The sequence below is a fragment of the Ruegeria sp. CE6 genome, from assembly GCF_056537485.1.
In genome coordinates this window covers 300,693-322,905 of sequence record NZ_JBQFRR010000002.1, presented here as the reverse complement: position 1 = coordinate 322,905, position 22,213 = coordinate 300,693, and the positions used below count along the sequence as shown (strand labels likewise).

General features: G+C 57.7%; 24 protein-coding genes and 1 tRNA gene. 16 read left to right on the top strand and 9 right to left on the bottom strand.

The window, feature by feature from the left end:
- Nucleotides 1-15: 15 nt before the first annotated feature.
- The 6 genes from plsX to ACR0DK_RS10025 all read left to right on the top strand — a co-directional run bounded on the left by plsX (nucleotide 16) and on the right by ACR0DK_RS10025 (nucleotide 4,384).
- On the top strand, nucleotides 16-1,101 hold the full coding sequence (gene plsX, locus ACR0DK_RS10050; protein WP_170396680.1) for a phosphate acyltransferase PlsX: 1,086 nt from the start codon (nucleotides 16-18) through the stop codon (nucleotides 1,099-1,101).
- 24 nt (nucleotides 1,102-1,125) lie between these two features.
- Nucleotides 1,126-2,097 (top strand): beta-ketoacyl-ACP synthase III, encoded by a 972-nt coding sequence (locus ACR0DK_RS10045; RefSeq protein WP_170509411.1) that lies wholly within the window; start codon nucleotides 1,126-1,128, stop codon nucleotides 2,095-2,097.
- A 96-nt stretch (nucleotides 2,098-2,193) separates the two neighbouring features.
- Nucleotides 2,194-2,496 carry an integration host factor subunit alpha gene (ihfA, locus tag ACR0DK_RS10040; RefSeq protein ID WP_008755922.1) on the top strand — a complete coding sequence of 101 codons (303 nt, stop codon included), beginning with the start codon at nucleotides 2,194-2,196 and terminating at the stop codon, nucleotides 2,494-2,496.
- A gap of 18 nt (nucleotides 2,497-2,514) precedes the next feature.
- Nucleotides 2,515-3,105 (top strand): MerR family transcriptional regulator, encoded by a 591-nt coding sequence (locus tag ACR0DK_RS10035; RefSeq protein ID WP_480705049.1) that lies wholly within the window; start codon nucleotides 2,515-2,517, stop codon nucleotides 3,103-3,105.
- 61 nt (nucleotides 3,106-3,166) lie between these two features.
- A tRNA-Pro gene (locus ACR0DK_RS10030) sits at nucleotides 3,167-3,243 on the top strand.
- 61 nt (nucleotides 3,244-3,304) lie between these two features.
- Complete coding sequence (locus ACR0DK_RS10025) at nucleotides 3,305-4,384, top strand: 2'-deoxycytidine 5'-triphosphate deaminase (protein WP_480735980.1); 1,080 nt, start codon at nucleotides 3,305-3,307, stop codon at nucleotides 4,382-4,384.
- 3 nt (nucleotides 4,385-4,387) lie between these two features.
- On the opposite strand, the gene ACR0DK_RS10020 is transcribed toward ACR0DK_RS10025, so the two are convergent.
- From ACR0DK_RS10020 to argS, 6 genes are all read right to left on the bottom strand, one after another.
- On the bottom strand, nucleotides 4,388-4,627 hold the full coding sequence (locus ACR0DK_RS10020; protein WP_170396673.1) for a hypothetical protein: 240 nt from the start codon (nucleotides 4,625-4,627) through the stop codon (nucleotides 4,388-4,390).
- Between the two features lie 65 nt (nucleotides 4,628-4,692).
- Complete coding sequence (scpB, locus tag ACR0DK_RS10015; RefSeq protein WP_170396671.1) at nucleotides 4,693-5,343, bottom strand: SMC-Scp complex subunit ScpB; 651 nt, start codon at nucleotides 5,341-5,343, stop codon at nucleotides 4,693-4,695.
- Nucleotides 5,336-6,130, bottom strand: coding sequence for a segregation and condensation protein A (locus tag ACR0DK_RS10010; RefSeq protein WP_170509855.1), 795 nt, complete (start codon nucleotides 6,128-6,130; stop codon nucleotides 5,336-5,338). The genes scpB and ACR0DK_RS10010 overlap by 8 nt, the downstream gene beginning before the upstream one ends.
- Entirely contained in the window at nucleotides 6,120-7,127 is a 1,008-nt protein-coding gene (gene nagZ / locus ACR0DK_RS10005) for a beta-N-acetylhexosaminidase (protein WP_480735977.1), read from the bottom strand. Before nagZ ends, ACR0DK_RS10010 begins: the two co-directional genes overlap by 11 nt.
- Nucleotides 7,124-8,215, bottom strand: a complete 1,092-nt coding sequence (locus ACR0DK_RS10000) for an SPOR domain-containing protein (protein WP_255612079.1) — start codon at nucleotides 8,213-8,215, stop codon at nucleotides 7,124-7,126. Before ACR0DK_RS10000 ends, nagZ begins: the two co-directional genes overlap by 4 nt.
- A 39-nt stretch (nucleotides 8,216-8,254) precedes the next feature.
- Nucleotides 8,255-10,000 (bottom strand): arginine--tRNA ligase, encoded by a 1,746-nt coding sequence (argS, locus tag ACR0DK_RS09995; protein ID WP_480735975.1) that lies wholly within the window; start codon nucleotides 9,998-10,000, stop codon nucleotides 8,255-8,257.
- A 130-nt stretch (nucleotides 10,001-10,130) separates the two neighbouring features.
- Here argS and ACR0DK_RS09990 point away from each other — a divergent pair, with 130 nt between their 5' ends.
- Nucleotides 10,131-10,682, top strand: coding sequence for a putative pterin-binding protein (locus ACR0DK_RS09990; RefSeq protein ID WP_480735973.1), 552 nt, complete (start codon nucleotides 10,131-10,133; stop codon nucleotides 10,680-10,682).
- Here ACR0DK_RS09990 and ACR0DK_RS09985 read toward each other — a convergent pair.
- Nucleotides 10,664-11,821: a deoxyguanosinetriphosphate triphosphohydrolase gene (locus ACR0DK_RS09985; RefSeq protein WP_480735971.1), complete on the bottom strand. Its 1,158-nt coding sequence runs from the start codon at nucleotides 11,819-11,821 to the stop codon at nucleotides 10,664-10,666. The genes ACR0DK_RS09990 and ACR0DK_RS09985 overlap by 19 nt on opposite strands.
- Nucleotides 11,822-11,897: 76 nt before the next feature.
- On the opposite strand from ACR0DK_RS09985, the gene ACR0DK_RS09980 reads away from it, so the two are divergent.
- Nucleotides 11,898-12,221, top strand: coding sequence for a HesB/IscA family protein (locus ACR0DK_RS09980; RefSeq protein WP_170396659.1), 324 nt, complete (start codon nucleotides 11,898-11,900; stop codon nucleotides 12,219-12,221).
- Nucleotides 12,222-12,501: 280 nt separating this feature from the next.
- On the top strand, nucleotides 12,502-13,281 hold the full coding sequence (gene xth / locus ACR0DK_RS09975; RefSeq protein WP_170406381.1) for an exodeoxyribonuclease III: 780 nt from the start codon (nucleotides 12,502-12,504) through the stop codon (nucleotides 13,279-13,281).
- A gap of 4 nt (nucleotides 13,282-13,285) precedes the next feature.
- Here the strand turns inward: xth and ACR0DK_RS09970 are convergent, their stop codons facing one another.
- Together ACR0DK_RS09970 and dksA are read right to left on the bottom strand one after the other, a co-directional pair.
- Nucleotides 13,286-14,437: an FAD-dependent monooxygenase gene (locus ACR0DK_RS09970; protein ID WP_480735968.1), complete on the bottom strand. Its 1,152-nt coding sequence runs from the start codon at nucleotides 14,435-14,437 to the stop codon at nucleotides 13,286-13,288.
- Nucleotides 14,438-14,509: 72 nt separating this feature from the next.
- Nucleotides 14,510-14,932 carry an RNA polymerase-binding protein DksA gene (gene dksA / locus ACR0DK_RS09965; protein ID WP_074736317.1) on the bottom strand — a complete coding sequence of 141 codons (423 nt, stop codon included), beginning with the start codon at nucleotides 14,930-14,932 and terminating at the stop codon, nucleotides 14,510-14,512.
- 385 nt (nucleotides 14,933-15,317) lie between these two features.
- Between dksA and ACR0DK_RS09960 the strand changes: the two genes are divergently transcribed.
- The 7 genes from ACR0DK_RS09960 (at nucleotide 15,318) to ACR0DK_RS09930 (ending at nucleotide 22,165) form a co-directional block, all read left to right on the top strand.
- Entirely contained in the window at nucleotides 15,318-16,163 is an 846-nt protein-coding gene (locus tag ACR0DK_RS09960) for an AAA family ATPase (RefSeq protein WP_170396653.1), read from the top strand.
- A gap of 90 nt (nucleotides 16,164-16,253) precedes the next feature.
- Nucleotides 16,254-16,703: a GNAT family N-acetyltransferase gene (locus ACR0DK_RS09955; RefSeq protein WP_170732427.1), complete on the top strand. Its 450-nt coding sequence runs from the start codon at nucleotides 16,254-16,256 to the stop codon at nucleotides 16,701-16,703.
- On the top strand, nucleotides 16,700-18,064 hold the full coding sequence (locus tag ACR0DK_RS09950; protein WP_170406392.1) for a DUF2927 domain-containing protein: 1,365 nt from the start codon (nucleotides 16,700-16,702) through the stop codon (nucleotides 18,062-18,064). Before ACR0DK_RS09955 ends, ACR0DK_RS09950 begins: the two co-directional genes overlap by 4 nt.
- A gap of 6 nt (nucleotides 18,065-18,070) precedes the next feature.
- Complete coding sequence (locus ACR0DK_RS09945) at nucleotides 18,071-18,238, top strand: hypothetical protein (RefSeq protein WP_170396648.1); 168 nt, start codon at nucleotides 18,071-18,073, stop codon at nucleotides 18,236-18,238.
- A 4-nt stretch (nucleotides 18,239-18,242) separates the two neighbouring features.
- Nucleotides 18,243-19,427, top strand: coding sequence for a vWA domain-containing protein (locus tag ACR0DK_RS09940; protein ID WP_170732429.1), 1,185 nt, complete (start codon nucleotides 18,243-18,245; stop codon nucleotides 19,425-19,427).
- 161 nt (nucleotides 19,428-19,588) lie between these two features.
- On the top strand, nucleotides 19,589-21,391 hold the full coding sequence (locus tag ACR0DK_RS09935) for a hypothetical protein (RefSeq protein ID WP_480735965.1): 1,803 nt from the start codon (nucleotides 19,589-19,591) through the stop codon (nucleotides 21,389-21,391).
- Nucleotides 21,392-21,475: 84 nt separating this feature from the next.
- Nucleotides 21,476-22,165, top strand: a complete 690-nt coding sequence (locus ACR0DK_RS09930) for a M48 family metallopeptidase (RefSeq protein WP_170396642.1) — start codon at nucleotides 21,476-21,478, stop codon at nucleotides 22,163-22,165.
- Nucleotides 22,166-22,213: the final 48 nt, after the last annotated feature.

Below are 22,213 nucleotides of genomic sequence, written 5' to 3'. Positions count from 1 at the left end.
GACGCAGGCCAAGGCATGACGGATCAGCCCACGCAGACCGGACGGATCATCATCTCGGTTGACGCTATGGGCGGAGATTCGGGCCCTGCCGTCGTTGTGGCGGGCATTGCAAAATCTGCGGACAAGAACCCGAAGATCGGGTTCATCCTGCACGGTCAGGAACAGGAACTACGCAAGCTGGTTGCCAAACGGCGTGTCCTTGATGGGCGCGTCGTTTTTCGTGATTGCCCGGACGTGGTCACGATGGAAGACAAACCAAGCCAGGTTGTCCGCAGCGGCAAGAGCACGTCGATGTGGTCCGCTCTGGAAGCGGTGCGTGCAGGTGAAGCGCACGGCGCAGTGTCCTGCGGCAATACGGGCGCGCTGATGGCCATGTCCATGTTGCGGCTGCGCAAGCTGCCCGGCGTGAACCGCCCTGCCATCGCGATCCTGTGGCCCTCGCGCAATCCGCATGGGTTCAACGTGATGCTGGACGTCGGCGCAGATGTGCGCGCTGATGCCAAGGACCTTTTGCAATACGCGCTGATGGGGGCTTCATACGCGCGCAACGGTATGGCGCTCAGCCGCCCTAGGATCGGGTTGCTGAATGTCGGCACCGAAGAACACAAGGGCCGCGCCGAACTGAAAGAAGCCCACGCGATGATCTCGGACTTTGCCGATCAGGCGAATTTCGAATTCGTGGGCTTTGTCGAAGGCAGCGATATCCCCGGCGACAAAGCTGACGTGATCGTGACCGACGGCTTCACTGGAAATGTCGCCATTAAAACCGGCGAAGGCACCGCGAACCTTATCGGTGATTTGCTTCGTGAAGCGTTCAAATACTCGCCCCTATCCCGGCTGGCCTCGATCCTGGCAATCACCTCGTTGAATCGTCTGAAAAAGCGGATAGACCCGCGCCGCGTCAATGGCGGCGTGTTCCTGGGACTCAACGGAACCGTGGTGAAATCCCACGGCGGAGCGGACGCAACCGGCGTTTCCGCAGCGGTTAAGCTGGCCTTCACTCTGGCTGAATCCGGTTTCGCCGAAAAATTGGCGGCACGGGTTGCATCAACAGCCGCACTTGCACAAGATGCGGCCCATTCCGTGTCTCAATCGGAATAATAACAAAAAAGGCAGTACCCCAGCATGGCAGGCCGCTCAGTTGTTGTAGGTGTCGGGCATTATTTGCCAGAGCGCGTTGTACCGAACTCTGAGTTCGAGAAAACGCTGGATACGACGGACGAATGGATTCGCACCCGGTCCGGGATCGAGCGGCGACACTTCGCGGCCGAGGACGAAACCACATCCGATCTGGCCACCAAAGCGGCCGAAGCCGCACTGGCTGATGCCGGACTGACGGCGGATGATATCGACGCGATTGTGCTGGCAACCTCCACAGCTGATTTGACCTTTCCTTCGGCGGCAACCATGGTTCAGGCCCGGTTGGGTATGACCAATGGTTTTGCCTTCGATGTACAGGCGGTCTGCGCAGGGTTTGTCTTTGCGCTCAGCAACGCCAACGCCCTGATCCTGTCCGGTCAGGCGAAGCGCGTACTGGTGATCGGCGCCGAGACCTTTTCACGAATCATGGACTGGACCGACCGGTCGACCTGCGTGCTATTTGGCGATGGCGCGGGCGCACTGGTTCTGGAAGAGCAAGAAGGTCAGGGCACTTCGGATGATCGCGGTATTCTTGCGACCGACTTGAATTCGGACGGACGCTACAAAGACCTTCTCTATGTTGATGGCGGGGTTTCGACCCAATCCACCGGCCACTTGCGGATGCAGGGCAATCAGGTCTTCCGTCATGCGGTCGAAAAACTGGCCCGAACCGCAGAAGTCGCGCTGGAGCGTGCAGGTCTGTCCAGCGACGATGTTGACTGGATCGTGCCGCATCAGGCCAATATCCGCATTATTCAGGGCACCGCCAAGAAGATGGGCCTGCCGATGGATAACGTTGTGGTCACCGTTCAGGACCATGGCAACACATCGGCAGCCTCCATCCCTCTGGCCCTGTCGGTGGGCAAGCAAAACGGCCAGATCAAAACCGGCGATCTGATCGTTACAGAGGCGATTGGTGGCGGTCTGGCCTGGGGTGCGGTCGCACTGCGTTGGTGACCGGCACAATCCGGCTTACAGAGCCTCCTGCAATTCATTGATATTGACAGCGAATTTTGCATAGCCATATGCTCAGACATCAACAGGGGAAAAAGCATGGGCGACAAAACACTGACCCGAATGGATCTGAGCGAGGCCGTCTTTCGTGAGGTTGGCCTGTCACGCAATGAAAGCGCACAGCTGGTCGAAAGCGTTCTGAACCACATGTCTGACGCGCTGGTGCGTGGCGAACAGGTCAAGATTTCGTCCTTCGGCACCTTCAGCGTTCGGGACAAAACTGCCCGTATCGGTCGCAACCCTAAAACCGGTGAAGAGGTTCCGATCCAGCCCCGTCGTGTACTGACATTCCGTCCGTCGCACCTGATGAAGGATCGCGTCGCCGCAGGGAACCGCAAGTAAGTTCAGGACATCCAGGTTATGAGTAAGTCCCCCGATGCCTTTCGCACCATAAGTGAAGTTGCGGACTGGCTCGGAGTTCAGGCTCATGTGCTGCGTTTCTGGGAAAGCCGGTTTACCCAAGTCAAACCCGTCAAACGCGCCGGTGGGCGGCGATATTATCGCCCCAATGATATGCGTCTGCTGGGCGGTATCAAGAAACTGCTGCACGAGGACGGGATTACCATCAAAGGTGTTCAGCGTATACTTCGGGAACAGGGCGTTGCGCATGTTGCATCGCTTTCGCCCAATTTGGACGAAAACGCGCCCGCACCCAGCATCGACGATACTGTGGTTCCGTTCGCTTCAGCGCCGGAACCATCCGCAAACCAGATCGACATGGATTTGGGCGAAACCGCCCATTCCCCTGCCCCAGAGGCTCCGAAACCCGTCGCAACCCCCGAACCCAAACCGATACCGGCTGAGCTGGATGCAGCGCCGCTGATGGGTGGTATTGCCTCGCTGGCATGGAATCGTGACGAGTATGACGATGAGCTGTTGCACCAGATTGCACCCATCGCCAAGGACCTGCGCAGGTGGCTGGATCGCGTCGAACACCACACGGCGGGATAGCAAAAAAGGCGATGATTTCCTCTTGCCCCCGCCGGGAAAGTCTTTATGAACACCTCAACGTCGGGCTATGGCGCAGCCTGGTAGCGCGTCCGTCTGGGGGACGGAAGGTCGCAGGTTCGAGTCCTGCTAGCCCGACCAAATCACACCGACGTTTATGGCACATAGGCCAGATCCCGCTCTGGCAGCAGAGGGGATCGAGATGACAGGTGTTTGTCCAAACCAACAGCTTGAGGCGATGATTGCACGCGGTGAGATCGCCGCAAGCACGGATATCATCCCTGCACAGGTGCAGCCGGCAAGCCTTGATCTACGTTTGGGAACAGTGGCTTACCGGGTGCGCGCCTCATTTCTGGCAGGCGAAGGACGGTCTGTTGCAGATCGTCTGGCCGAGTTTGAAATGCACCGCATCGACATCACTGAAGGCGCTGTTCTGGAAAAGGGCTGTGTCTATCTGGTGCCGCTGATGGAATCGCTCGCCCTGCCCGATGACGTCAGTGCGGTGGCCAATGCCAAAAGCTCGACCGGGCGGCTCGACTTGCTCACGCGCACGATCACCGATGGCGGAACCGAGTTTGACCGGGTTCCCGCAGGCTACACAGGTCCGCTTTATGCCGAGATCTGCCCGCGATCGTTCTCGGTTCTGGTGCGCCCCGGAATGCGTCTGAATCAGATCCGTTTCCGCAAAGGTCAGGCAGTACTGAGCGACGCCGAGCTGAACGCGTTGCATGGTCAAACGCCGTTGGTTGATGGGCCAGCCGTCATTCAGGACGGGTTGGGGTTTTCGGTCGATCTGCAACTGCCCGATACCGATCTGGTCGGCTATCGTGCCAAGCCCCATACCGGGGTGATCGATCTGGATCGGATCGGCGAATACGACCCGCAGGAATACTGGGAAGAGGTGCATACCAAGGATGGTCGCATCATCCTCGACCCCGGCGCGTTCTACATTCTCGTCAGCCGCGAAGCGGTGCATATCCCGCCAATGTATGCTGCTGAAATGGCCCCATATCTCGCTATGGTCGGCGAGTTCCGGGTACATTACGCCGGATTCTTTGACCCGGGCTTTGGACATGCCGAAGCAGGCGGTGCCGGATCACGCGGGGTGCTGGAAGTGCGCTGCCACGAAGCGCCATTTGTGTTGGAACACGGACAAGTCGTCGGGCGCCTGGTTTATGAGAAGATGGCCGAAATGCCGACACAGCTATATGGTGCTGGGATTGCCTCGAACTATCAGGGTCAAGGCCTGAAACTGTCCAAGCATTTCAAAGCTGTGGGCTGAGTTTCAGAACTTCATGAACCGACGCATCTGACGCGACACCTGCCGCATCTGCTTTGCGCTTTGATTTTGGCGCTTGGTCGCATCGCGCATCTGGCGATCCGCCTCGGGGCCATTCTCAACATCAGACTGCCCCGGTTTGCGGCCCACCTTGCTGGCCATATCAATACCCTTGTCCACACCGTGGTTCACCAGGCGACGCATCACCCGGCGCACGATCATATCGATGATCCGATTGGCGTTCATTGGCTCAACTCCGTTTCCTGCACCCTATGATAGGCGGGATCTGCGGCAATAAAAGGGCTGTCCGATCACTCTTCTTCGAACAGTTCGGTTTGATCTTCGTCCTCGTCATCACCCTGCCCTTCGCCCAGCGGCACAGCACCAGGGGGTGGGCGATTCTCCAACAATCCGGCTGCGCGCAACTCCTTCAGGCCCGGCAGGTCACGGGCGTTTTCCAGCCCGAAATGATCCAGAAACTCAGGCGTTACGACGAATGTCACCGGACGGCCTGGTGTCATGCGACGGCGGCCCAGTCGGATCCACTCCATCTCAAGCAGTTGGTCAATGGTGCCGCGCGAAACGGACACGCCCCGGATTTCCTCGATCTCCGCACGCGTGCAGGGCTGGTGATAAGCCACGATCGCCAGCGTTTCGATGGCCGCCCGGCTAAGCTTGCGGGTCTCAACCGTTTCCTTCTGCATCAGGAAGCCAAGATCGGGGGCTGTGCGGATCGCCCAAGCCTCACCAACGCGCACCACACGCACCCCGCGCCCTTCGTATCGTTTCTGAAGCGATTCAACAGCTTGCGCGGCATTGCTGCCATGGGGCATCCGCGCTTCAAGATCACCAATCGTCACTGGCTCGGCGCTGGCAAACAGCACGGCCTCGACCATACGTTCTTGTTCCGCCAAGGGCGGCGCTTCGAACAGTGTGCCTGTCTCTTCGTTGGCGTCAGTCACGTGTCTCAGTCCTCTTACGCAGATGGATCGGCGCAAAGGTCTCGCTTTGCTTGATCTCCATATGTCCTTCTTTCACCAGCTCAAGCGAGGCTGCGAAGGTTGCAGCCGTGGCCGAGCGTCGCCGCACCGGATCAGCATCCCAGCCTTCGGGCAGGTAGGTCTCCATATCCGTCCACGCACCGGCAAAGCCTATCAGGGGTCGCATCCGCTCAAGCGCTTGTTCCATGGTGAAAACGGCGTCGCGGTCCATGACGAAGGGGCGGAACTCGTCGCGCGTGCGGATACGCGCATAGCCCTGCATCAGGTCCAGCAATGTGGCGGAATAGGTCACGGTGCGGATTCGCGTAACATCCTCACCCTGCCCGCGTTTGAAAAAATCGCGGCCCAATTGATCACGCGCCATCAGGCGCGCAGCGGCATCGCGCATGGCCTGCAGACGCTCCAATTGGAATGCGAGGTGCGCGGCGAGTTCCTCGCCCGAGGGGCCTTCATCATCCGGGTCCGGGGGCAGCAGCAAGCGGGATTTGAGGAAAGCTAGCCAAGCGGCCATCACCAGATAGTCGGCGGCCAGTTCGATCCTCAACTGACGCGCTTTTTCGACAAATGTCAGATACTGTTGAGCCAGCGCAAGAACCGAGATTTTGCGCAAGTCCACTTTTTGCGTACGCGAAAGTGTCAAAAGCACATCGAGCGGACCCTCAAACCCGTCGACGTCCACAATCAAAGCCTCGGCGGCCAGCCGATCGGCAACCGAGACCGGGTCTTCGCTGAAAAGGTTATCCTGCATATACCTGCCCGCCCATTAGGGCAGATAGTTCCGCCTCGGCGGCTTGGATGTCAAGTTCCTGTGGCAGTTGTCTCCGGGCCAGCGCCCGATCTGCGCGGGCTTGTGCCGCATCCGACATCTCACCAGCGGCTTCGAGCACCTGCGCGCGTTCTTCAAAGGCCCCGTTGCAGTGCAAAGCAACATCGCATCCAGCGTCCAGTGCCTTTCGGGCCAAGTCGGCGGGCGCGCCGTTCAGGGCTTTCATCGTGATATCGTCGGTCATAATCAGACCGTCGAAACCGATGCGCTCCCTAATCATCGTCATCATTCCAGCAGAAATCGTTGCGGGCCGTGGATCGATCTGGTCATAAACCAAATGCGCCGTCATCCCCATCGGCAAGTCGTTCAGCGCGCGGAATGGTGCAAAATCTGCTGCTTTCAGTGCACTTAGAGAAAGATCCACATGCGGCAACTCGTGATGACTGTCGAGCGTCGACAGACCGTGGCCGGGCATGTGCTTTACTACCGGCAACACTCCGCCATCAAAGTGTCCGTTGGCAACGGCTCGGCCAATCGCGGAAACCTTTTCGGGATCGGACCCATAGCAGCGGTTCTTCAGGAACGCATGAGTACCCTCGCGGGCCAGATCGACCATCGGCGCACAATTGCTGTCGATGCCCAATTCCAGCAGTTCATGCGCGATCAGACGATAGCGCAGATACATCGCGCGCTCGGCCTGATCTCCGGCATGCGCGACATGATCCAAAGGGGGCAACCATTCACGGGCTAAAGGTGCGCGCAGACGTTGTACGCGGCCCCCCTCCTGATCGACGGTGATTAGGCAACTTCGGCCAACCGCCGCGCGGAAGTCCTCGCACAAGGCGCGGGTCTGGTCAGCGGATTCGATGTTGCGGGCAAACAGAATGAACCCGAACGGGTTCATCTCTTTGAACAAAGCTTTTTCATCCGGCGTCAGGCGCAGCCCTTCGGCATCGGTGATAACCGCGCCAAATCTCACCGGACGGCGACCGGGATACAGTCTGCACCCTGCGCGACTAGGGCCGCGCAAAACTGGCGCGAGTCGCTCAGATCATCAAACCCCATGACACGCAGGCGATAGAAGGTTCGCCCTCCGCTTGAGGTCTTCTGGATAACACGCTGTTTTCCATCCATATATTCTCCAAATCGGCCATTCAAACGTGCCCATTCGGCCTGCGCCACATCGGCGCTTTCGTATGCCCCAAGCTGAGCAAGTCGCGTGCCTTTGGTCAATGTATCGGGATCAACATCCAGACCAACAGCAGCCTTTACTGCAGCATTGATCGCAGCTTCCGTAGCGCTGTTGGACGAAATAGAACTTGGCGTAGCGCGGGCTGGACGCACATGCGGACGCAGCGACCGGCGTACACCAGGCAGTGCAGCAATCTTAGGGTCGGGCTGTTGCGCTGCGTAATCAGCCGGATCAATCGCGGGCTCTTCTTCGGGCGTGACCAGGGAAGCCAATTGCACGCCCTGCTCAGGCGTCTGTTCGAGCTGAGGTTCGGCGGCGAGCCCTTCGGCCAGAGCGTTCACGATCGCCTGATCAGTGGCGGGTTCCTCAATCACTTGCACTGCATTTGTGGCCTCAAGCGCGGTCATGGGCGTGTCTTCATCAGTCAGAGACACGGGGCGCGGTGCAAGGATCAGACGATCTGCCGGCGGTGCAGCAGTCCCGACAGCGGCAACTGCATTCACCGCTAGGCCCTGATGATCAGCAGGCGTCCCGCCGGGATTTTCGGGCTGCACGCGCATGGGTCCTTCGGCGGCACGCACGACCGGTACCCCGCTGACGTCGCGCATGATCAGTTGGTAGCCCCAAACGCCGACTCCGGCGACCAGCGCCAAAGACGCAACCGCCCCAAGCACGTTGACAATACGGCCCAGCCCAGCGCCTGCGCGCGGGGCGTCATCATAGCTATAGCTTTCATCAGGATAATCATACGCATCTTCAGGATGCGATTGATTCGAGTAATGCATCTGCTCGGGGCTATGCTGCCCCGAGTAATCGTAACGTGCCATTTCCGCCTCACCGCCCGATTGCGCCGTAAAAAGTGGCGCGCGGGTCATTTCTTGTCTGCCTCAGACCGGCGGTTCGGGCGATATTTGTTATCGCATCTCCTGCGCCGGGGTAACGCCAAGAATACCCAAGCCCGCTGAAATCACAACAGAAACAGCCCGGGCCAGTGCGATTTTCGATTGGCTTGTGGCAACACCGCCATCCTGAATGAAGCGCAACTGGGTTTCGTCATTGCCCTTGTTCCACAGCGCGTGGAAATCTCCTGCCAATTCATAGAGATAGAAGGCAACCCGGTGCGGTTCATTTGTGCGAGCGGCGATTTCAACCAGACGTGGCCATTCTGCCAGCTTCTTGGCAACGGTCAGCTCAGAGGCGTGGTCGATCTTGCCCAGATCTGCCCCTGATAGCGTAGTATCATCGGCAGAAATCCCGGCCTCAGCGGCGCGGCGCAGCACACTCATAACGCGGGCATGGGCGTATTGGACGTAGAACACCGGGTTTTCGCGGCTTTGTTCCAACACCTTGTCGAAATCGAAATCCAGCGGTGCGTCGTTCTTGCGGGTCAGCATCACGAAACGGGTTACATCAGGCCCAACCTGATCGACTACATCGCGCAACGTGACAAAGTTCCCTGCCCGCTTGGACATCTTGAATGGCTCGCCATTCTTCCACAACTTCACCAATTGGGTCAGCTTGATATCCAGCGGCACCTTACCATCGGAAAGGGCCGAAACCGCCGCCTTCATCCGTTTGACATAGCCGCCATGGTCCGCACCGAACACGTCAATCAGCGCGTCAAACCCACGGCTCACCTTGTCATAGTGATAAGCGATATCCGGGGCAAAATAGGTCCAGCTGCCGTCCGATTTCTTGACCGGGCGGTCGACGTCATCCCCGTGTTCGGTCGACTTGAACAAGGTCTGCTCGCGCGGTTCCCAATCCTCGGGCTTCTTACCCTTGGGCGGCTCAAGAACGCCTTCGTAGATCAGGCCCTTGTCGGTTAGCGACTGAAGCGCAGCCTCGATCCGCCCTGTGCCGTAGAGCGACTTCTCTGAGAAGAACACATCCATCTCAACACCCAGCGCCTTCAGGTCGGCGCGGATCAGGTCCATCATAGCGTCGGTTGAGAATTCGCGCAGCTCTTCCAGCCATACGCTTTCAGGCTTGTCGATCAGGCTGTCGCCGTATTTCTCTTTCAGCGCCTGACCGATCGGGATCAGGTAATCGCCGGGATAGAGACCTTCTGCGATCTCGGGGCTCAGCCCGTTAGCCTCGCGATACCGTTCATATGCCGACCGCGCCAACACATCCACCTGCGCGCCGCCATCGTTGATGTAGTATTCGCGGGTCACCTCATGGCCCGAATAGGCCAGCAAGCTTGCCAGCGCATCACCGAACACAGCCCCCCGCGTGTGGCCCACATGCAGCGGGCCGGTCGGGTTGGCCGAGACATATTCCACGTTCACCTTCTGACCATGCCCCATGGTCGAACGGCCATAATCGGTACCCTTTTCCAGCACCGCAGCCAGCACGCCCTGCCAAACCGAAGACGCTAGCCGCAGGTTTAGAAAGCCCGGGCCCGCCACCTCGGCGCTGGTGATCCGGTCGTCTGCAGATAGCTTGCCTGCCAGCACATCCGCAATGTCCCGCGGCTTCATCTTCGCCGGTTTCGCCAGTACCATCGCCGCATTGGTCGCCATATCGCCATGCGCCGCATCGCGCGGAGGCTCAACCGCCACGTTGTCAAAGCTCAGCCCCTCAGGCAGCGCGCCTTCGGACTGCATCTGCGCCAGCGCGTCCAGTACCAGGCCGCGGATCTCGGAAAACAGGTTCATTTCGGATGTCCTTTTGCTTGCCGCGGGGTTTACCACGCAAAGCGCCAAGGTCAATGGACGCCTAAATTTTGCGCTTGGATTAACCGCTATCAGGGCTAAGGTCGGGGAAAACCGTGACCGGAGCCCCTGAATGCGCCTTACCCTGCCCTTCGCCCTGTTGCTGACCACCGCCCTGCCCACATGGGCCGAGATGCCCTCACCTCAAGGCCACGTACTGCTGACGCTCGGTGGCGCCATCACCGAAACCAATCTGCCCGCGCGCGCTGAGAACGACGGTGGGCTGTTGGGTTTTCTCGAAGTCACACATGACGGTGCAGCAGGCTTTGACGCTGCCATGCTGGACGGGTTGGAACAGATCGAAATCACCATCCCCTACGGCCCGCCAGAGAACCAGCGCGACTATACCTTTTCCGGCCCACTGTTGTCCGACGTGATGACGATGGCAGGTGCGAGGGGCAAATCTGCTCTGCCCATGGCTATGGATGGCTATCAGGCTGAAATCCCATGGGAAAGCATCGAGACACATCAACCCATCGTGGCCACCCACGCGGATGGCGTGCCGATGGGCATTGGTAGTTACGGCCCCACGATGATCGTTTTCCCGCCCACAGATGATGCTGAACTGGCTCAAACACAAGCCAGCCAACAGGTCTGGGCCATCGCCTATATTGCGATCGAGTGATCTCCGGTCAGCCGGGCATGGTCTTGCAACGCAAACCTGTCGGTCATGCCCGCAATATAATCCGAGACGATGCGGGCCAGCGCGGTTTCATCCGTTGCCGCCTTGATATCGCTGTGCCAATGGCGCGGCATCTGTTTGGGATCGGTCAGGTAAATCGGGAACAGTTCCTCGACCACCTTGCTGACCCTAGCGCGCACTTCCATCACGCTCGGTGCGCGATACATGCGCGAAAACAGGAAGGCGCGGATCTGTTTGAGCTTCGCCCAAAGATCATCCGAGAATTGAATGACCGGACAACCCAGATGGCGGATATCCTCGACCGACTGCGCCCCCGAGGCTGCAATCAGCCCGCGTGATGTGTCGATCACATCCGAAACCATGACGCCAAATACCCGTCTGAGCGCCTCGTGCCGACGGCGATAAGGGTCAAGACCCGGAAATTTGGCATCCACTTCGGCGAAACAGGCATCAATTATGGGAAGCTGCTGAATGTCTTCATCTCTGAACAATCCCGCCCGCAATCCGTCAAACAGATCGTGGTTGTTGTAGGCAATGTCGTCCGATAGCGCCGCAACCTGCGCCTCGGCGCTCGCATGGGTGTGAAGTTCGAGGTCAAAGCCCCGATTACACTCGGCCAATGCCCAAGGCAATGCACCAGTGACCGGCCCGTTGTGCTTGGCTATCCCTTCCAGACATTCCCAGGTCAGGTTGCACCCATCGAACTCGGCGTAGTGACGCTCAAGTTTGGTTACGATCCGAATGGCCTGCGCGTTGTGATCGAAGCCACCATATGGCTCCATCAACGCATGCAGAGCGTCCTCGCCCGTGTGACCAAACGGTGTATGCCCGAGGTCATGCGCCAACGCGACCGCTTCGGTCAATTCGCCGTTCAGGCCTAAGGCCCCGGCAATCGTTCGGGCCACCTGAGCCACTTCTATGGAATGCGTCAGGCGGGTTCGATAACTGTCACCCTCATGCTCAACAAACACTTGGGTTTTGTGTTTGAGGCGCCTAAACGCGCTGGCATGAATTATCCTGTCACGGTCGCGCTGAAAGCATGACCGAAAACTGCTTTCCTCCTCAGGTACAAGCCGCCCCCTTGCGCGGCCTGGGTCCGAGGCAAAACCCGCTCTGTCCAAAGGTCTTGTCCTTGTCGCCTGTCGTCAGGTTCCATATATTGTACGATGCTAAGGAAATAAACCTTTGGAGACCGGCATGAATCTGCCCCCAACAGTCACAGAACGCGCCTTTGAACGCCTGGCCGAAATCGGTGCCGCAGATCAGGGCCAGGCCCTGCGTGTCGCTGTGGAGGGTGGCGGATGTTCCGGATTTCAATATGAGATCGCCCTGGATGTGCCGAAAGAGGACGATTTGGTGCTAGAGGGCAAAGGCCAAAAGGTCATCGTCGACTCGATCTCTCTGCCGTTTCTGGAGAACGCGGTAATTGATTTCACACAGGAACTCATCGGCGCGCGCTTCGTGATTGAGAACCCCAACGCCACCTCGTCCTGCGGCTGCGGCACATCGTTCTCGATGTAGCTCCGGTGGGGGCTTTGCCCCCACACCCCCAAGGTATTTTTAGCCAGATGAAGAGGGATCCGCTCTCTGACAGTCAAAGTCAGAGAGCTTCACCTGGCGCGGTCATCGGCGCCTCCGCCTGTACCGCATACTCAGTTTTGACGAATATGGTTAAGAATCCGTTTCTTCATCTGGCCCAAAATACCTCGGAGCGCGAGGCAGAGCCTCGCTAACTTGTACGGCAACTTGCCGTTGCGTGTATTCTGCGCGATAGGTTGCCAATGGCACCGGAGGATCACGCATGAAAATCGCCACATTCAACATCAACGGTATCAAGGCACGCGCCGAGGCGTTACCTCGCTGGTTGGATGAGGCGCAGCCCGATGTCGTGTTGCTGCAGGAAATCAAATCAATCGATGAGAATTTCCCCCGCGAGATTTTCGAGGAGCGCGGATATAACGTTGAAACCCACGGGCAAAAGAGCTTCAACGGCGTTGCAATCCTTTCGAAATTGCCGCTTGAGGATGTCTCCCGTGGGTTGCCCGGTGATGAAAGTGATGAGCAGGCGCGCTGGATCGAAGCTACTGTCATAGGAAAGAGAGCACTGCGCATCTGCGGATTGTATCTGCCAAATGGCAATCCGGTGCCGGGGCCGAAATATGACTACAAGCTTGAGTGGATGGAGCGCCTCTATGATCGTGCCCGCGATTTGATGGCATCAGAGGAACCCGCGTTGATGGCCGGGGATTACAATATCATCCCGCAGGCCGAAGATGCCAAGCGCCCCGACGCCTGGCGCGAGGATGCGCTTTTTCGACCCGAAAGTCGCGCTGCATTCCGCAAGGTATTGAATCTGGGCTTCACTGAAGCCTTTCGCGCGCGAACGCAAGGCCCCGGTCATTACTCATTCTGGGATTATCAAGCCGGCGCGTGGAACAGAAACGACGGGATTCGCATCGATCACTTTCTTCTGACGCCGCAAGCTGCAGATTTGATGCGTGATTGCAGGATCGATGCCGAAGTGAGGGGGCACGAAAAACCTTCGGACCATGTGCCGGTCTGGGTTGATCTCGACCTGTGAACGCTTACGCGGTCGCGTCGTAGCTATAGATCCACTCGTAGCGCCGTGCCAAGCGTGGACCAACCGCCATTAAGGCGGCCTGTGCGGCCAGCCTCATTGGCCCACGAAGGTGGAAATTACGCGCATTTGCGCCTGCGGCGCCAACCACTTGCCTGGCACGCGGTCGTCGAGTGGCTTCATAGGTAGCCAATGCGCGGGCGACGCCTGAGTTGTCCTGGAACGCGCGTGTCAGGACCCAGGCATCTTCCAGTGCCAGGCAAGCTCCTTGGGCCATAAAAGGCAACGTCGGGTGCGCCGCATCCCCAAGTAAGGCCAATCGCCCATTCTGCCAGATTTGCGCCACGGGGCGCAGAAACAGCGCCCAAAGGTGAACCTCGTCAATCTTTGACAATATGTCACCAACCGGTCCGCCAAAATCGGCGAACCGGGTTCGCAGGTCGTCGGGATCACCCTGACGTCGCCAGCCTTCCTCTTTCCAGTCGGAACGCTCTTCTATGGCCACGATGTTCACGAGGCGTTGATCGCGCAGCGGGTAGGTTACCACGTGCCGGCCTGGCCCCATCGTCAAGGACGCGCATGGCAGTTCTTCTCGCTGGGTCCAGGGAATCGTTGCTCGCCAGGCAACCTGATGGGTGAAAACCGGGACCTCGGGGCCATTCAAGATCGGACGGATAGCGCTGCGCCCACCGTCTGCGGCGATCGCGCATTCCGCACGCAGCCTTTCGCCGCTTTCCAGAACGATCTCGGCTTCGCTTGGGTGTTTATGAACCGTGGCGACACGTGCATCCAGCCGAATATCCACCCCAGAGCGCAAGGCGGCTTTGTGTAACAGGTCCAGCAGATCTGCCCGGTGATAATAGTAAGTCGACCCAGCGGCAGGGACCGGGACCCGACTGATCACGCGCCCATTACGGTAATCGCGCAGAACGGTCCCACCCGAGATTTGTCCGGCCTCCGGAACCTTACCAGCAACGCCTAGCGCACGCAGTACCGCCATCCCGTTCGCACTGATTTGCAATCCAGCACCAACTTCGGTCAGTTCTGGGGCCTGTTCCAGAGCCGTCACCTGAGCACCCTGACTTCGCAGTGCGAGTGCCGCTGCCATGCCCCCAATGCCGCCGCCAATGACGCAGAAATTCAGACCATTGATATTCATGGGTCTGCCATAACGCAAAAACGCCGAGGCGACAGGCCCCGGCGAAGTTGTTTTGTTGCAATTTCCCAGCGATCAATCGTCGCGGTGGACCTTTTCCCGGCGCTCGTGACGCTCTTGCGCCTCAAGAGTCATAGTCGCGATAGGACGCGCATCCAGGCGCTTGAGCGAGATCGGATCACCGGTCTTCTCGCAATATCCATACTCCCCTTCTTCGATCCGGCGCAGGGCCGAGTCGATTTTTGCCACCAGCTTACGCTGACGATCCCGGGTGCGCAGTTCCAGCGCACGGTCGGTCTCTTCGCTTGCGCGGTCAGCGACATCGGGAATGTTTCGGGTGTTGTCCTGCAGACCTTCGATCGTATCACGGCTGCCTGCGAGTAGTTCTGTCTTCCAATCCATCAGCTTGCGGCGAAAATACTCAAGCTGGCGATCATTCATGAAAGGTTCATCTTCAGCCGGACGGTAATCTTCCGGCAGAAAAACTTCCTGCTTCATATTTGCTCCCTCGGTATGGCCTGAAACGTCGGTTGCGATTGTATTACCTGACATTCGGCACCCCCTTCTGCGGAGCGTTTATCCGACGGGGCAGAGATTGTCACTACACAAACGTATGCCTCGCCGCCGCGTCACTCCGACTGCTCTAATATTGAGACTTGTAACAACAAAACCTTGTTTTTCTGTGGTTCTCGCAAGGCGTTTTTCAGGCAGCTTCAACCCCTGCGATACCCCGCCCCGAACGAATCGCCCAAAACAGATTGGACTTACAGCCCATCCCATCCTTTCGCGACGCTGCGGCCCGGCTTGTAAATAACCTTGCCTCTCTGTAACCCGAGCAGAGCAAACCCAGCCCGCATTCCGCGGAAACCACATGAGGGGTCCCATGACCGCACGTTTTCAAGGCACCGCAGAATATGTTGCCACCGACGATCTGAACATTGCCGTGAACGCCGCCGTCACGCTGGAACGCCCGCTGCTTGTCAAGGGCGAACCCGGAACCGGCAAAACCGAGCTGGCGAAACAGGTCGCGGGCGCGCTGGGGCTGACGATGATTGAGTGGAACGTGAAATCCACCACCCGAGCGCAACAGGGGTTGTATGAATACGATGCGGTCAGCCGTTTGCGCGATAGCCAGCTTGGCGAAGAGCGCGTGCATGATGTCTCGAACTATATTCGCAAGGGCAAGCTGTGGCAGGCATTCGATGCGGATGAAAAGGTTGTGCTACTGATCGACGAGATCGACAAGGCTGATATCGAGTTTCCGAACGACCTGCTGCAAGAACTCGATAAGATGGAGTTCCACGTCTACGAGACTGGCGAGACGATCCGTGCCAAGAACCGTCCTATCGTCATAATCACGTCGAACAACGAAAAGGAACTACCTGACGCATTCCTGCGCCGCTGCTTCTTTCACTACATCCGCTTTCCAGACGAAGCCACGATGCGCCGTATCGTCGAAGTCCATCACCCCGGCATCAAAGATGCGCTGCTGACCACCGCGCTGACCCAGTTCTACGAAATCCGCGAAACGCAAGGTTTGAAGAAAAAGCCCTCGACCTCGGAAGTGCTGGACTGGCTGAAACTGCTCTTAGCTGAGGACTTGAGCGCTGAGGACCTTAAACGCGACGGTGTGAATGCACTGCCCAAGCTGCATGGTGCGCTTCTAAAAAATGAGCAGGACGTACATCTGTTTGAACGGCTGGCCTTTATGGCGCGTAGCAAGCGGTGATCACAGCTTGTCATCGGTACGGTCGGGTGTCAGCATTACATCAACGAAAGACCCCGCGCCAATCGGGCCTCCAGAGCAGGAAATAGTAAAATGTCTAACGCCCTCACAATTCGCCCCTTGCGACCAGAAGACCGGGATCAATGGGCCGAAATGTGGCGTGACTACCTGGCATTTTATGAAACCAAAGTGCCGGATTCGACTTTCCAAAGCACCTTTGCGCGGCTCTTAGGTGATGATCCGAATGACTTTTCCTGTTTTGTCGCGGATTTGGATGGGCAACTGCTTGGACTGACCCACTACCTGTTTCATCGCCACGCCTGGAAGGAAGAAAGTGTCTGCTATCTGCAGGATCTCTATGCCCGCCCAGAAGCGCGAGGCACCGGAGTTGGACGCGCCCTGATTGAGGCCGTCTATGAAGAAGCGGACAGGCAGAAAGCCCCCTCAGTCTATTGGCTGACGCAGGAAAACAACCATACCGCACGCAAACTCTATGACCGCATCGGCAAGTTGTCGCCGTTCCTGAAGTATCAGCGACCATGAGGCTTTTAGGCGCAACCCTACTTCTGGCGGCGCTGTCTGCCTGCACCACGGTCGACCGGATCGAGACGCCGACCCGTACCCAGGTGATTGAAGCATCGCTGCCGCCGTCTAAATCCTTCGGCGCTGCTCGTCCAAGCCCGCCTGCCCGTTCGAACAAGAATATCGCTGCCGACTTCCTCTCACTGCATTTCGCGCTTGAAAGCGGCGCGGAACTGCCGGTCTTCACCCGGTTTGATGGACCGATCACGGTGCGTCTGACTGGGACACCGCCACCAACGATGCAGACCGACCTGAGCCGGCTACTGACACGGTTGCAACGTGAGGCGAAGATCGACATCCGGCAGATTCCAGAGGGTCAGGCGAACATCACGATCGAGGCTGTAAGCCAGAAACAGATCCGCCGCATCCTGCCGCAGGCAGCCTGTTTCGTCGTGCCCAACTCTTCAAGTCTGGAAGAATACCGCCGTGACAGGCGCAAAAGCAAAAGCAACTGGACCGAACTGCGAAAACGTGAACGGATCGGGATATTCATCCCCTACGATGCCAGCCCACAGGAAATTCGGGACTGCCTGCATGAAGAATTGGCTCAGGCACTTGGACCTCTGAACGACCTCTATCGCCTAACCGATTCAGTATTCAACGACGACAATTTCCACACGGTTCTGACCGGATTCGACATGTTGATCCTGCGCGCAGCCTATGCGCCTGAGCTGCAAAATGGCATGACACGCGAACAGGTGGCAGCGGTTCTGCCCGGCGTACTCAGCCGGCTGAACCCCAGAGGGGATCGGGTTGCGCCACAACAGGTTACTGAGACACCTCGGGCCTGGATTAACGCAGTTCAACGCGCTTTGGGGGCTGGCGCTGGTACGGCCAAACGCGTCAACGCTGCGAACGAGGCAGCGCGAATTGGTCAACAGCAAGGCTGGACCGACCACCGCCGCGCCTATCCGCATTATCTGCTAGGGCGCATGGGGCAATTCGACGACCCCGAGGCGGCGCAGCAGCAATATGAAATTGCCCTGAAATACCTGAACGCCACCCCGGGAACAGAAATTCAGCGCGCTCATATCACGGCACAAACCGCAGCCTTTGCTTTGGCACAGGGTCAGGGCACCGAGGCCCTGCCCGAATTGAACAAAGCAATCAATGTCATGACCAAGGCCGAGAACGCCGCCCTTCTGGCCACCCTGCTGCTGCTCAAATCCGAGGCACTGCGGCAGTCCGGTCAACTAGATCAGGCACGTCGCGTTCGGCTGGACAGTATCGGATGGGCACGTTACGGCTTCGGCTCGGATTTGGTGGTGCGCTCGGTCACACAAGACATCGCGCAGTCAGCCGCCACAAGCACGGGTGGATAACGTCACATGATAGTGGTTCTGGGCATGGCTATTCTGGGCGCGATTCTGGGCGCGTTGACAGCACGCAAACGTAACGGAAGCGGTGCGGATATGGCTCAATACGCTGCAGGTTACGGCATTGCCTTTGCGTTGGTCGGGCTGGTGATTTCACTGGTCATTGTCCGTCTGGTATAGAACGATGTTCCTGCCCTTCTTCGAAAACCTCCGAAACGCTGGCATTCCCGTATCTCTGCGCGAGTACCTGACGTTTCTGGAAGGGATGAAAAAGGGCTTGGCGACATACGATGTCGAGGCGTTTTACTATCTCGCGCGCGTTTCGATGGTGAAAGACGAGCGCAACATCGACAAGTTCGACCGTGCCTTTGCCGCCAGTTTCGAAGGGTTGGGTGAAATCAGTTTCGATCAAGTACTCGAGGCGGTCGATATTCCTGCCGAGTGGCTTGCAAAGATGGCCGAAAAGCACCTGTCGGATGAAGAAAAAGCCGAGATCGAGGCGCTTGGTGGCTTTGAGAAGCTGATGGAGACGCTACGCGAGCGCCTCAAGGACCAACAGGGTCGCCATCAGGGCGGTAACAAGTGGATCGGCACCGCGGGCACCTCACCTTTCGGTGCCTATGGCTACAACCCCGAAGGCGTGCGCATCGGCCAGAAAGAAAGCCGCCATCAGCGTGCCATAAAGGTCTGGGACAAGCGCGAATTCAAGAACTTAGATGACACTGTTGAACTAGGCACCCGGAACATCAAGGTTGCCTTGAAACGCCTGCGCCGCTGGGCGCGTGAAGGTGCAGCGGAAGAGCTTGATCTGGATGGAACGATCAGGGCTACGGCTGAACACGGATATCTGGATGTCAAAACCCGTCCCGAACGTCACAACGCCGTCAAAGTGCTTCTGTTTCTGGACGTGGGCGGGTCGATGGATCCGCATATCAAGGTTGTGGAAGAACTGTTTTCGGCGGCCCGCACAGAATTCAAGCATCTGGAATATTACTACTTCCACAATTGCCTCTATGAAGGCGTCTGGCGCGACAATCGCCGCCGCTGGGATCAGCAAACTCCGACGCACGAGGTCTTGCGCACATACGGGCCGGACTACAAATGCATCTTTGTCGGCGATGCCTCGATGAGTCCCTACGAGATCGCTTATCCCGGCGGTGCAAATGAGCATTGGAATCAGGAATCTGGCCAAGTCTGGCTGGGCCGTGCACGCGAACAGTGGACATCGAACCTGTGGATCAATCCAGTGCCAGAGAAGTATTGGGAATATACCCATTCGATCGGCATGATCCGTGAGATATTCGAAGATCGCATGGTACCCATGACGCTGGCGGGTTTGGAACAAGGTATGCGGGAACTGACGCGATAGTCACCGTCGGAGTCCTTGTTTTTTCAGAAACCGGAAACAATAGGCCCATTTTTCAGAGATATTCGCGTCAAAAGAACCACCAAAGAAACAATCTCGGCAAAATTCCCTGCCTCTCTCGAATTCGTGATATACGACAAAGGGATTGAAGCTGGGGGGCTGAGATGACCATTTCAAAACTACGAAATATCCTGACATCTGTTTTGACCATTACAGCGTTCGCAATTGCATCGGGTGCGACCGCGACATTGGTACTTTCCCCTGACGCCGCTTATGCCAAGAATGATAATGGCAATGGAAAGGGCCGCGGCGGCGGCAAAGGTAATTCTGGAAAAAGCAACGATGGCAACAAAGGCAAGGGTAAGTCCGGAAAAGGCAACGACGGCAACAAAAGTGGCGAAAAGGGAAAATCCGGCAAAGCTAAGGGTTCCAAAAGCGCGGGTAAAGATGCCGGCAAGGCCAACTCCAAAACGCACCGCGTGGAAAAGGCTTTCGGGTTTAACAAGAAGCAAAAGGCAAAACACCACCGGTCAGCCAAAACCTCTGCTAAAGCTAAGGGACGGAACGGCAAGGTACAAAAGACCACACTGGCGGGCTTTGGAAGAGAGTTTAAACGCGATGTCGAGCAACTATTTGGCAAGCGTTCGCCGGTAAAAACCAAGTCAAGCGCGAACCGGGTAAAGAAATCGTACCGCAAGGCGTCGGTGGCTCCGGTTGAGTATTCCCCGCGACCTGTTGCTCGCACAGATTATAAATCCAAGCACTATGACAATAAGAAGCCCAGCAAGCGTCGCTATCGCGACCCGCTTGTTGCAGCGATCACCGATCCCGATGGCTCGGACAAGCTGCGTAACCTGAATGCGTCTAAGGCAGCAGCCCCGGCGTTCCGCAATGCTTCACCCAACAGCAATGTCGGCAAAATCGCGACCTATCAGGCGGCGGCGGAAACCTATTACGACCTGCGCGGTGACCTCTATGAGACCCGTCGCGAACTGCGTGATCTGAACGAAGACTACGATGGCCGCAGCAGCGAAGACATCGCCGATGATATCGCCGCACTTGATCCTGCGGACCCGGACTATGATGACAAGCTGAGCGCGCTTGAGGATGAGCTGCGCGATGCTGAAACCTATGAGGAGGCGCGCGACGATCTGCGCGCGGATCTGAGGGATCTGAAATACGAAACCCGCGACGCGTTGCAAGATGCGGAGGCTGCCTTTTATGACGCTTCGAAAGGGCGTACATTGACCAAGGCGACGCTGGGCGAGTTCCACGGCAATCTCGATCTGCCACAGCCAAACCACCGGCACAAGGACTGGGCAACGGTCCAGCCGGTGCCTTACGATCCTGACGGCTACCGCTATTCGGATGATAAGAAGTTCTATGATGAAACCGACTATCGACTGCGCTACGACAAGCCATATTCCGATCGCAATAAGAACCGCTACCGCTATTATCGCGACCCGCTTGTTGCAGCGATCACCGATCCCTATGGCTCGGACAAGCTGCGTAACCTGAATGCGTCTAAGGCAGCGGCCCCAGCGTTCCGCAACGCTTCACCCAACAGCAATGTCGGCAAAATCGCGACCTACCAGGCGGCGGCGGAAACCTATTACGACTTACGCGGTGACCTCTATGAGGCGCGCCGTGAACTGCGTGATCTGAACGAAGACTACGATGGCCGCAGCAGCGAAGACATCGCCGATGATATCGCCGCACTTGATCCTGCGGACCCGGACTATGATGACAAGCTGAGTGCGCTTGAGGATGAGCTGCGCGATGCTGAAACCTACGAGGAGGCGCGCGACGCTCTGCGCGCGGATGTGAGGGACCTGAGAGTTGATGCTCTGGTCGCAGAAAAGGAAGCTGAACGCGCATTTTTTGAGGCTTCGAAGGGCGAGGTCTTAACCAAGCAGTCCCTTGCCGAGTTTCATTCGAACCTGCACCTGCCCTCGCCAGGCAGGTAAGGCTGGATTTAGCCGCATAACTGATCGGACGTGAAGGGCGAGTTACCGCTTGCCTCCTCGGGGCGGGCCGCCCATATCTAACTCATGCTTCGCTTAACACCCATCCTGCTGGCCATAGCCTATGCCGTTGTGATGTACCGGATATCCGTCTGGCGCACGCATCGTGAGTTGGATGCGAAGTCCACCGAACTGGCCGATCCTGCGCTAAAACGCATGACGGACCGGCTGGCTGCAGCCTTGGAGATTGATCGGGTCCCAGTCTACATCTACGAGATCGATCCGGTGAACGGGCTGGCAGCGCCGGATGGGCGTATTTTCATCACTCGCGGTTTTTATCGCAAATTTGGCAACGGCGAAGTATCAGCGGAAGAAATGGCAAGCGTAATCGCGCATGAATTGGGCCATGTCGCCCTTGGCCACGCCCGGCGGCGGATGATTGATTTCTCGGGTCAAAACGCCCTGCGTGCTGCGCTGATGATGCTATTGAACCGCTTCATCCCGTTCATTGGAGCCTGGATTGCAAATATGCTGACTCATTTGCTGGCCTCCCGCCTGTCGCGGAGTGATGAATATGAGGCGGATGAATATGCGGCTGCGCTTTTGACAAAAGCCGGGATCGGGATTGGTCCACAGAAGTCTTTGTTCCACAAGCTTGAGGATCTGACACAGCAGCGCGCGGGCGTTGTGCCCGCTTGGTTGATGAGTCATCCAAAGACGGATGAGCGGATCGCAGCTCTGGAAGTACTTGAACAAAAGTGGGGCGTGGGAGTTTAGGATAGGAGCGAGGGGCCAGCCCCTCGCGCTCCCCGAGATATTTTTGGC